Annotated in this window: 11 protein-coding genes; 4 read left to right on the forward strand and 7 right to left on the reverse strand. The window is 37.4% G+C overall.

Annotation, left to right across the window (positions count from 1 at the left end; genetic code table 11):
- A partial coding sequence (locus ON09_RS19165) for a glycoside hydrolase family 20 zincin-like fold domain-containing protein (RefSeq protein ID WP_010602684.1) occupies window positions 1-665 on the reverse strand: 665 nt, incomplete at its 3' end.
- A 146-nt stretch (window positions 666-811) separates the two neighbouring features.
- On the opposite strand from ON09_RS19165, the gene ON09_RS19170 reads away from it, so the two are divergent.
- A complete protein-coding gene (locus ON09_RS19170; protein ID WP_010602685.1) occupies window positions 812-1,246 on the forward strand; it encodes a hypothetical protein in 435 nt (144 codons plus the stop codon).
- A gap of 6 nt (window positions 1,247-1,252) precedes the next feature.
- Here the strand turns inward: ON09_RS19170 and ON09_RS19175 are convergent, their stop codons facing one another.
- Window positions 1,253-1,960 (reverse strand): gamma-glutamyl-gamma-aminobutyrate hydrolase family protein, encoded by a 708-nt coding sequence (locus ON09_RS19175; protein ID WP_010602686.1) that lies wholly within the window; start codon window positions 1,958-1,960, stop codon window positions 1,253-1,255.
- Window positions 1,961-2,092: 132 nt separating this feature from the next.
- Between ON09_RS19175 and ON09_RS19180 the strand changes: the two genes are divergently transcribed.
- Window positions 2,093-4,183 carry a M48 family metallopeptidase gene (locus ON09_RS19180; RefSeq protein ID WP_010602687.1) on the forward strand — a complete coding sequence of 697 codons (2,091 nt, stop codon included), beginning with the start codon at window positions 2,093-2,095 and terminating at the stop codon, window positions 4,181-4,183.
- An 18-nt stretch (window positions 4,184-4,201) separates the two neighbouring features.
- Here the strand turns inward: ON09_RS19180 and yiaA are convergent, their stop codons facing one another.
- Window positions 4,202-4,609 carry an inner membrane protein YiaA gene (gene yiaA / locus ON09_RS19185; RefSeq protein WP_010602688.1) on the reverse strand — a complete coding sequence of 136 codons (408 nt, stop codon included), beginning with the start codon at window positions 4,607-4,609 and terminating at the stop codon, window positions 4,202-4,204.
- A gap of 165 nt (window positions 4,610-4,774) precedes the next feature.
- Between yiaA and ON09_RS19190 the strand changes: the two genes are divergently transcribed.
- A complete protein-coding gene (locus tag ON09_RS19190) occupies window positions 4,775-6,265 on the forward strand; it encodes a bifunctional ADP-dependent NAD(P)H-hydrate dehydratase/NAD(P)H-hydrate epimerase (protein WP_029204479.1) in 1,491 nt (496 codons plus the stop codon).
- 117 nt (window positions 6,266-6,382) lie between these two features.
- Window positions 6,383-7,084 carry an AIM24 family protein gene (locus ON09_RS19195; protein ID WP_010602690.1) on the forward strand — a complete coding sequence of 234 codons (702 nt, stop codon included), beginning with the start codon at window positions 6,383-6,385 and terminating at the stop codon, window positions 7,082-7,084.
- Between the two features lie 64 nt (window positions 7,085-7,148).
- Here the strand turns inward: ON09_RS19195 and ON09_RS19200 are convergent, their stop codons facing one another.
- From ON09_RS19200 to ON09_RS19215, 4 genes are all read right to left on the reverse strand, one after another.
- Window positions 7,149-8,006, reverse strand: coding sequence for an anti-sigma factor (locus ON09_RS19200; protein ID WP_039842919.1), 858 nt, complete (start codon window positions 8,004-8,006; stop codon window positions 7,149-7,151).
- Between the two features lie 2 nt (window positions 8,007-8,008).
- Window positions 8,009-8,560: an RNA polymerase sigma factor gene (locus tag ON09_RS19205; protein WP_010602692.1), complete on the reverse strand. Its 552-nt coding sequence runs from the start codon at window positions 8,558-8,560 to the stop codon at window positions 8,009-8,011.
- A 119-nt stretch (window positions 8,561-8,679) separates the two neighbouring features.
- Window positions 8,680-9,573, reverse strand: coding sequence for a lipoyl synthase (gene lipA, locus ON09_RS19210; protein WP_010602693.1), 894 nt, complete (start codon window positions 9,571-9,573; stop codon window positions 8,680-8,682).
- 107 nt (window positions 9,574-9,680) lie between these two features.
- A partial coding sequence (locus tag ON09_RS19215) for a hypothetical protein (protein WP_010602694.1) occupies window positions 9,681-10,689 on the reverse strand: 1,009 nt, incomplete at its 5' end.

The following is a 10,689-nucleotide window of genomic DNA, read 5'->3' on the forward strand; positions in this document are numbered from 1 at the left end:
CTCCATCCTTCATCGTCAGTTAAATGAAAGTGTAAAAGATTGAATTTATAGCGAACCATATTATCGATAAACTTTTTCACTTCTTCCTTGGTAAAAAAATGGCGGGCAACATCAAACATCAATCCCCTCCAACCCAGCTTAGGATAATCGATCACATCCACACAAGGCAATTTCCACTTCACGTTTTCTACCATCTCCTTACTTTCAATTTCTACTGGAAAAAGCTGGATTAAAGATTGAACACCCCAAAAAATTCCGGCGGGTTTGTTGGCGCTAATTACAATTTGAGTTGGGTTTACATTTAGTTTATAGCCTTCCATGCCCAATTGCGCATCAGGTTGCGGATTGATTATTAATTTAATGGTAGGATGATTTGCAGTAGTTACACGGCTTACAAACTTTCCTGTAGCCGTTTCAATCCGTTCAGAAAGCACAACTATCGCTTGTTGCAAATCTTCACTTTTAGATGCCTGAATGCTGATATTTTCCGGAAGCGTAAACGTTCCAGCCTTTTTCATTAATGAAACAGGTTCTGGTATGATGGCAATTTGCGCTTGCGCAACCGGACTGTCGCCTTCAGCAACTTCAGGTTCACTTATTATGCTTTGAGCGTAAGAATTTGCTGAGAATAAGCAGATGGAAAAAATCCGAAATAGGTTTTTCATTATCAATAAACTGCGGTATAATCGAATAATTATTAATCCGCAATTTATTAAAAAAAGATGGCTTTGATTTTATTTTAATGGATTTTGCATAAATTTCACTTACTAAAATGAATAACAAAAACCTTTGTGCCACTATAAATTTCTAGATGAACAAAAAAATAATTTTCGTGATTGTAGCAGTAGGTATTGCTTACATGGTTTACGGGTTTTTATCTCAAATTTTTAAGGATGAGGAGTTTAAAAGTGGTTGTGAACAAAACGCTAATCAATCAACGACTTTAGTTTTTGTATTGCCAGAGCGCACCGGTCTTGACAAATTAACTTTGAAACTTAAAAACGGTGCTGGTAAGCCAGTAAAAAAAGTGATGACAGAAGATCCAAAAACAAAAGAATTCCGATACACAGACGGGTTTTCCATTCACGATACACTTGAATTAGTTACGCCCGAAAAGCAGTATGAAATTTATGGTTTTGAGTATAGCGCCATCACCATTAATGAAAAAAAAGGATTGGAATGTGCTTATAACGGTGCTTATATTGATGGAAAATGGAATGACAGCAATGTGTTTATGTTAAAGTAACATCCATTATTGCCTACCGGAAATAATCGCATTAATAAACGCCTCATGCAACTTTTTACTGAATGGACTTTGCTGGTCTTTTAACCTTTCAGGATGCCATTGCACAAACAGTAGAAATGATTTGCCATTTGGATCAAGTCGTTCCATCGCTTCGGTAACACCATCAGGTGAGATTGCACTAACTACTAATCCTTTTCCGGTACGATCTGTACTTTGATGGTGATTGCTATTTACCAGGCCTTTAGTGGTATGAACAATTGTATTAAGCCATGATGATTCATTTACAATAATCTCATGATAACGGTCACTCTTATCAGGCATTTTACTATGATCAAATTTTCCCCAGGAGGCTATATCAGGAATTAAAGTGCCACCAAAAAATACGTTGCCAACTTGCATGCCTCGGCAAATTCCTAAAACTGGCACATCATTTTTCTCCGTATAGTCCAAAACCTGAAATTCGAATGCGTCACGCTTTTCATCCACATCATCTTCATAACAATAGTGATAATACTCTGGAAGGTTATAAAATCTGGGGTGAACGTCTTCTCCTCCAGTTAAAACAATTCCGTTACATTTTTCAATATCATTAAAGTTATCAAGTTTATAGCCCAGTTTTATCACCTCAACCCGCTTATCATAACTTAAAACCCAATCACTGTAAATATCGAATTTGCTACAATCGGTAACTCCTATTATGATTTTATCTGACATGGTTTTCTTGTGCTTTTCCTTTAAAATATATGTTTATCGCCCAGTAAGCAAATATGCTTATAAATTTTTTATACGGTCTACAGATTGTAGAAAATCCTGATTTTGTTATCTTGCATAAACAAACCTCATCTCATGTTGGAAAACGCACTCAAGCCATCCAAAGATTTTAGAAGAACGGCTATTAAATCAATATGGGCAATTTTGCTGTTCATTTTTACCTATATTTTTCTCATCGTCATCTCCGTTACATTAACTTTGGTTTGTGGCTATCTGGGCATAAAGTTAATGGAGTTTTATACTCACTTTTACACCATTCTGCTAGGCCTCGGTATGATTGGTTTCGGCTTTTTGATCCTCTTTTTTCTGATTAAATTTATGTTTAAGCATAAAAAAACAGACCGCTCACACTTGGTTGAAGTAACAAGGGTTGAGGAGCCAAAATTATTTTCGATGATTGACGAAATCATAAGCGCAGTACAGACCGATTTTCCTAAAAAAGTTTATCTCTCTGCCGAAGTTAATGCATCTGTTTTTTATGATTCGAACTTTTGGAGCATGTTTTTGCCAATTCGCAAAAATCTTCAAATTGGTATGGGCCTTATTAATACCACTACAATAAATGAGTTAAAAGCGATATTGGCGCATGAGTTTGGACATTTTTCGCAGAAAAGTATGAAAGTTGGCAGTTATGTTTATAACGCAAATAGCATCATTCATGATATTTTGTATGATAATGAAAGCTACAATCAGGTAACAGGAAAAATTGCCGAATCAAATTCCTACTTAGGGATATTTGTTCTTGCATCAGACAAAATTATTGTTTTAATGCAGGAAATTTTAGTTAAGGTTTATGGAGTGCTTAATACAAACTATTCCAAACTTTCTCATGAGATGGAATATCATGCTGATGCCGTGGCGGGGCATGTGGTGGGTTCGAAGCCGCTTATTAATTCACTCTTGCGGATGCAGCTTGCTAATCAGGCATTTGACACTGTGCTTAGCTATTACAATCGGAAAATCGAAGCCAACATTAAAACCGCAGATGTTTATCCACAACAATTAATGGCAATGAATTTTATTGCCAAAGCAAATAAACTGACTTATACTCATTTTTTTCCTGAAGTCAATCTGAGTTATTACAATCGTTTCAACAAATCTAAACTTAGTTTTAACCATGAATATTCATCACATCCGGAAACCGAAGATAGAATAAGACGCTTAGAGCTGTTGAATGCTGGTGTTGAAGATGAACAGGATGGATTAGCGGTAGATTTATTAGTGAAGAAAGATGAAATTGCGGCGCAACTTACGGGTTTTATGTTTGCTGGTGTTAATTACAGCAATGACCCCGTGAATCAAAGCGCAGCTGATTTTGAAGTTGATCTAATCGGGCAAAATGATGATCATTCTTTCCCTGATGAATTTAATGGATATTTCGATTTTCGGAATCCGTTCACAAAGTATAGCTCAAGTGATTTTGCAAAACCAAATACCATAACCAACTTAAGTATAGTAGAACTATTTGGAGAAGAAAATTTAAGTTTGATTTATGATTTAAATGCGCTGGAGGCAGATTATAATGTAATTGACAGGTTGGATTCTGGTTTGATCGAAGCAAAAACATTTACCTATAGCGGGCTAAAATATTCAAAAGCTGATAGCAGAAAAATGTTAGAATATCTGAATGCAGAAATGAAGACTAAAATGGAACAGCTGGATGATATTGATTTCAAAATTTTCGAGCATTTCCGCCTTGAAGCCAGAGCACAGGATGTTTATGAATCGTTCGAAAGGTTGGCGATTTCCTATCAGCAAATAGCCAATAAATTCAAGGAGCAACAGATTATTTATACCGATTTATTAAGTTCTACGTCTTTTTTGCACAGCGTTAATCACCCTAATTTTATTAAAAATAAGATCGTACTGGTTAAAAAAGAAGAAAAAAGGTTTAAGGAAAGTATTCTCTTCATTTTAGAGGATGATCAATATCGAGATAGCTTTAAGATAGAGGAACGGCTTCGTTTAAAGGAATATTTGAATCACGATTACAAATATTTTGGCGCCGATTTATACTTTGATGAGGAACTGAAAGTTTTGTTTGCTGCCTTGGAAGATTATTTAAATGTAATTACTCAAACCCATTTTGCGGCAAAGAAAGCACTGCTTGTATTTCAAGCAAGTTTAATCGCTCCTGTGAAACATCAAAAAGCCGATAGTGTTTAACTACCGGCTTTATTCGGGTTATTGCGAATCCCTTAATTTGTTAAAAATCTGGCTGTCTCTCGTATTTTTTTGCACCGTGATGGCGCCAAATAACGAGAGTAAAAAGGCAAAGGCATAAAATCCCTTCTCGCTTGGTAAAAGTGTAGCGTTCCATAAACCGATAACAAGCAATGTAATGGTAAGTAAGGTAGAAAACCAGCTTAAACCATAATAGATTTCGGTTACAGGAATGCCTTCCAGTTTATCACGAACAGCTTTTTGTAATGAAATTACGGCAAAAAGGCCAAACATCAGTACGGTAAAATAGTATCCTTTTTCGTTTAGGAGCATATCGGAACGCCAAAGGCCTACAATAAAGCCAATCATTCCGATGCCCAATGCAATCCAGGCCGCAGCCACAAATGCATTTGATGGTTTTTGATTCATTTGATTAGAGTTTAATTTAATTTAGATAGAAAACGTTAAAAGGGTTATAAAATGTATATTCTGATCACCATTGATAACGAATTGTTCACCTTGATCTAGGTTAGCAATCTGCTTTGAATAAAATGATATTCTTCGCATTAGCTCATATAATCTTATATTAGTTATATGCAAAAATTGCTCACATCTGTACAAATGCGTAAGGCCGATGAACATGCCATTGCTAATCTGCCGATTGCCTCTATTGATTTAATGGAAAAAGCCGCCCGTTCTTTTGTTCAAAGCTTTTTGAGGGATGAGTTTGATGCCAGTAAAAAAATTGCTGTATTCTGTGGTAATGGAAACAACGGTGGAGATGGATTGGCTATTGCTCATTTGCTTTGCAACAATGGCTGTGAAAATGTAAAGGTTTACATCTTAAATTTCAGTGATAAAAAAAGTAAAGATTTTCTCATCAATTTACAACGTTTAGATGAATCAAGGTGTAGAAAAACTGTAGTTAACAGCGTTGCTGAATTGAAAAATGTTAAAGCAGATATCATTATCGATGCGATTTTAGGGTCTGGCTTAAACAAGCCTCTAGAAGGAAAATACGCCGAATTAGCCGGATACATTAATAACTTAAATAAAAAAGTTTATGCTGTTGATGTGCCCACTGGTTTCCCTGCAGAGGGGAAAATAAGGGCTGACTATAATGGTGTAAAAGCTTATAAAACCATTTGCTTTCAACGGCCCAAAATCAACTTTTTCTTCCCGGAATCGGCAATGGCAACTGAAACTTATGAAGTTGTTGCAATAGGGTTAGATGAAAATTTTATCCAGAAGCAAGAAACTGATTTTCTTTTAACAGAAGAAGCCGATATCCATCATATTCTTAAACCCAGAAAACTTTTTAGTCACAAAGGCACCTATGGACATGCTTTAATTGTATCCGGTAATACCAATACCATGGGTGCTGCGCTGCTTGCATCAAAAGCTTGTTTACATACGGGGGCGGGTTTAATTACAGCATGCATTCCGCCAAGCGGATTGATAGCATTGAATACAACATTGCCAGAAGTAATGGCCTTGCCGAGAGAGGAGTTTACGCGTATTGAAAACCCTGCAAAATTTCAAGCCATTGCCATTGGTCCGGGTTTGGGAATTTCAATCGAGAATGAGCGACTTTTGGAACGTCTTATTTTGAGTAACCAACCTTTGGTTATTGATGCTGACGCTCTTAACATGTTGGCAGAAAGGCCGGATCTTATTGAAAGAATTCCTGCAAAAAGCATCATTACACCACACATGAAAGAATTTGACCGCCTTTTTGGCGATCATGACAGCTGGTGGGATCGGGTAATAACCGCTAAGTTTCAGGCTGAAAAACTTAAAATAGTAATTGTCCTGAAAAATCAATTTACCTTCATTTGTTTACCAGATGGTAAAATTTATATCAATTCAACGGGTAACCCGGCAATGGCCCAGGGTGGGATGGGGGATGTTTTGACGGGGGTAATTGTAGGATTTCTTGCTCAAAAATACTCATCGGAAGATGCTGCCATTTTAGCCTGTTACCTGCATGGTAAAACCGGAGATGAACTGGCCACTGAACGTATTGTGGTAAATGCGGCCCTCTTAGCTGAACAGATAGCTGTAGAAATCAAGCGACTTGCTTAAATTTTACTGACCTTATCTTCCAGCTAAAGTTGCAGTAAATTAGATAATCAGTTTCATTAGATTTTGGTGTAGAAATTGATTGCTCAAGGAACGTTAAAAAAATAAAACTAAATTACGATGGAAAAAAAAGAATATACCCTCAACGAGTTGATCAGGGAATCGGCGGAAGATCCGAACGAAAACGACTTTTTCGAGTTGGAAAAGCCAGCAATGCTGGAAGTAAACCTTAAAAACCAAAAAATATTAGCGAAAGCGGGATCGATGGTGGCTTATATTGGCAATGTTGATTTCAAACGCGAAGGATTGCTAAGTAAAGGTTTGGGTGGTTTGTTGAAAAAGGCAATTTCAGGAGAAGGCACATCGTTGATGCATGCTGCAGGTACGGGGAAACTTTATCTGGCCGACGAAGGCAAGAAAGTAAAAATTATTAAACTGCAAAACGAATCTATTTTTGTGAATGGCAATGATGTTTTGGCACTCGAAGAGAGCATTAAAAATGAAATTAAAATGCTGAAAAGTGTTGCTGGAATGATGAGTGGAGGTTTATTCCAGGTAAAATTATCCGGAAGTGGCTACATCGCCATTACCACACACGGCGAACCAATTTTGTTAAGGGTTAGCGCAAACCAACCGGTATATACTGATCCAAATGCTACTGTCGCCTGGTCTGAAAATTTATCGCCAAATATTAAAACCAACCTCACTTTTGGCTCTTTTATTGGAAGAGGAAGTGGCGAATCTTTTCAACTGGAGTTTTTTGGCGAAGGCTGGGTTTTGGTTCAGCCTTACGAAGAAGTAAAATATGCACAGAAATCATAGTATAGAAAAAATCCCGGCAGGTTAACTGCCGGGATTCATATATATTTTATGATTTAAAATTTAATTAAACACCACCCATCACTGAAAGCTTTTCCATCGTTGGATTAACACTACCGCCCATCGGTTCGATGGTAACAGCAAATGCCTGTGCCTCTTGTATGGTTTGCATTTTTTGCAAGGCCTCATGAGTAGCTGAATCAGTTTTTCCGAAAACCCCTAAGCTTACAGGTTTTCCATTTACTAGCGCCCAAAGTTGGTATTCATGCTGGGCATCAGTTTTTGGTAAATCCATCGCCACATAGTTAATCAATACGCTCTTATCTTTTTTATTCCAGTAAACATTCATTTTCGAATTCGGGCTAAAAGCCTGGCCTGACATTCTGATGGTTGCCCATTCTTTGCTGTCGGCCATGGTTACCATATTGTCCAACCCTTTATTCTCATACTCAAGCTGACTCACTATACCGGCAAATTTTTGCTTATCCAGGTTTAAACTCGCAATCTGATCGTGGGCAGCATTTAATTTATTGTATGTAATTAGCAATGCAATGCCGCTCACTACTAGCAATGCTATACAAGCTACCAGGGCAAAACGCAACGTCCTTATCTTTCCATCACTATTGTCTAACCTCACAATTCGCGATTGTTCCTGGTATTGAGGGGTAGAGCCAATTGTTTCTACTTCATCCTCATTTTGCAGTCCAAGCTTTTCAAACAATTTAGTTTCTACATCCGCAGATGGCTCTATGGCATTCTGCATAGCATAGTTTTCCATAGCGAGCTCAATAGCTGCTATCTCATCTCTAACCTCAGGGTTTTGAGATGCCATTTCTTCAACCTGCAACGTTTCCTCTGGTGATAAATCACCTAAAACGTACAACTCAAGTACTCCAGATTCGATATATGCTTTTAAATTTTCCACGCTCAATTAAAACTCCTTCTCAATTCTATAATAGCCAGGCGGATCCGGGTTTTTACCGTTCCTAATGGCAGATCTAACTTTTCTGCTGCCTCCACATGGGTGTAGCCTTTATAATAAACTAAATTGAGAACTGCTTGTAAGTCTGGTTTCAGGTTCTCTACAAGTTGCTTAACTCCAAGTACGTCAGGGTTAAAGGTCACCTTGTTTTGTTCATCAACGAAACTTACGTTATTTTCTATATCTTGGTTTTTGAGTGAATTCTTAAAATCTTTAGATCGCAGCTTATCAATAGATAAATTCCTTGCAATATTCATCATCCAGGTAAACAAGCGGCCTTTAGTATTATCGTAATGAGCGGCGGATTGCCAAATTTTAACGAAGGTTTCTTGTAACACATCCTCTGCAAGTTCAGTATGTGTGATAATACGTGAAATAACACCATAAAGTGCCGAGGAATACATGCTGTACAATGTTTTTAATACTGCAGGATCTTTCGATTGCAATGCAAGAACAAGTTCAGGCTCTGTTAGGGATGATTTTTTTAATGCAGTCACTATTGGTTACTAAGATACAATACACAACATACAAACCAAAAAAATAGTTTTACAAATCTATTCCTTGCCGGAATGCGATTTCTAAAACATTTTTTAATTATAAACTGCGAAATTAATGTTTATGCAATGCCTTCAATAGGGAAAAGATGTTTTTCTGCATGATAAGATGAGCGAACCAGTGGACCACTCTCCACATATTTCAATCCTTTTGCCAATCCTACTTCTTTGTACATCGCAAAAGTATCTGGATGAATCCAATCTACAACTGGATGGTGGTTGCGGGTTGGCTGTAAATATTGACCTAATGTTAGGATATGAACACCGTTTGCAACCAAATCATCCATGGCTTCGAAAATGTCTTCTTCAGTTTCACCCAAGCCAAGCATAATTCCCGTTTTGGTTCTCAACCCAAATTCAGAGATTCTTTTTAAAGCTTCCAGACTTCTATCATACTTCGCCTGAATACGCACTTGTCTGGTCAGGCGTTTTACGGTTTCCATATTATGCGAAACGACTTCAGGGCGTTCGTCTAAAACGCGGTATAAATTATCCCATTGACCTTTAAAATCAGGGATTAAAGTTTCTAGCGTAGTGATCGGGCTTTCTCTGCGGATGGCTTGTAAGGTTTCAGCCCAAATAATTGAACCTCCATCTTTTAAATCATCACGATCTACCGAGGTGATTACACAATGTTTCACGCCCATTAATTTTACCGAACTGGCAATGCGGTTAGGCTCATCAACATCAACAGCCAAAGGGCGGCCGGTTGCCACTGCGCAAAATGAACAGCTTCTGGTACAAATGTTGCCTAAAATCATGAATGTTGCCGTACCTGCACCCCAGCACTCACCCATGTTCGGGCAGTTTCCACTCTCACAAATGGTATGCAATTTATGCGTATCAACTAAACTGCGCACTTGAGCGTACTCTTTTCCAACAGGTAATTTAACGCGTAACCAATCTGGTTTACGTTTAACTTCAGTCACAGCAGGTACTACCGGTAAATCAATCATATCGCAAAGTTAAGGATTAGGATTGAAATGTAGCAATACTGAAATGTTGGAATGTTGTAATGTTTGGCGTGACAACAGTTGAGTCTGAAGTTAGCTACATTATTAGTTTACCATAAATTCTTTGCCTTCTCCAATAGTTCACTTCCTTTTTTAGTGATTTCTTTTTTACCATTTTCGATGGTTGTAGCTTGAGTGTACTGACTTACTGCGTTAGACATCGCTTTGAATTTATTAATGCCTGCAAAAATCTCTGCTGTATGTGGTACCTTATTCTCTCGTAAAACCTTTTCCCAATCAATTTTCGATAACACAGAAATCATATATTTTGAGGCCAGTTTCGCCATAAATGTTTTATCGTAAACCCCATTCAAGGCTGCATCAGCATCACGATTTTTAACATAATCTATTGTTTTTTGAATGGCTTCACGTTCAGCCTCTGAAAATAGTGGGCTGGTTTTAAGCTTTTTTAAAGCAGGAACTGCCTTTTCCGGATTTTCTCTTTTCAGGTTTAAATAAGCGTCAACTATCCATACCAGCTCAGTTTGAAGACCTAATTTATTCATGTCTTTCACAAATAAATCAAAATCTTCCAAAGATCTTTCTTCATCGACTTTTCGCTCCATGCGCATTCTGTCAAAACCTCTAAAAAGATAATTCATACCATGGAAAGCAATGTGCGTTTGCTCATCGCTCAAATTTCTCCATCCAAAAAAAGCCTTGGTATAAGGAAGCGCAATATCCTCATTCTTATCCAGCCATTTAATATTGCGGGATAAACCATCTTCAGAAAGATAAAACAGGTTGTTCCCGAAAAACAGAAAACCGCGAACAAACTCCAGTAAAGTTTTAATCTCTGAATCATCCAGAAATTCTGGCTGGGTTTTAGAACATTCATACAAGGCAAAGGGCTGACCTAAATCTCTTGTGGTGAGCACAGCCATACTCAAAATAGCATGTTCTATATTTTGAGTACGGATTTTTTCTACCGGATTGATGGTTTTTAAATCTATTTTAGGAGCGCCATACATCACATTAAAACCTTCAATCAACCCAGGGAAAATATCTTCATCTGTATTTTTAACCAAAGTTTTAACTTTTCTATAATAGTGTGTACGT

It is taken from the genome of Pedobacter agri PB92 (assembly GCF_000258495.1).
Taxonomy (GTDB): Bacteria; Bacteroidota; Bacteroidia; order Sphingobacteriales; family Sphingobacteriaceae; genus Pedobacter; species Pedobacter agri.

Coding starts and splice junctions, on each gene's coding strand:
- ON09_RS19170 (WP_010602685.1), top strand. CDS start 812: ATGAACAAAAAAATAATTTTCGTGATTGTAGCAGTAGGTATTGCTTAC.
- ON09_RS19175 (WP_010602686.1), bottom strand. CDS start 1,960: ATGTCAGATAAAATCATAATAGGAGTTACCGATTGTAGCAAATTCGAT.
- ON09_RS19180 (WP_010602687.1), top strand. CDS start 2,093: ATGTTGGAAAACGCACTCAAGCCATCCAAAGATTTTAGAAGAACGGCT.
- yiaA (WP_010602688.1), bottom strand. CDS start 4,609: ATGAATCAAAAACCATCAAATGCATTTGTGGCTGCGGCCTGGATTGCA.
- ON09_RS19190 (WP_029204479.1), top strand. CDS start 4,775: ATGCAAAAATTGCTCACATCTGTACAAATGCGTAAGGCCGATGAACAT.
- ON09_RS19195 (WP_010602690.1), top strand. CDS start 6,383: ATGGAAAAAAAAGAATATACCCTCAACGAGTTGATCAGGGAATCGGCG.
- lipA (WP_010602693.1), bottom strand. CDS start 9,573: ATGATTGATTTACCGGTAGTACCTGCTGTGACTGAAGTTAAACGTAAA.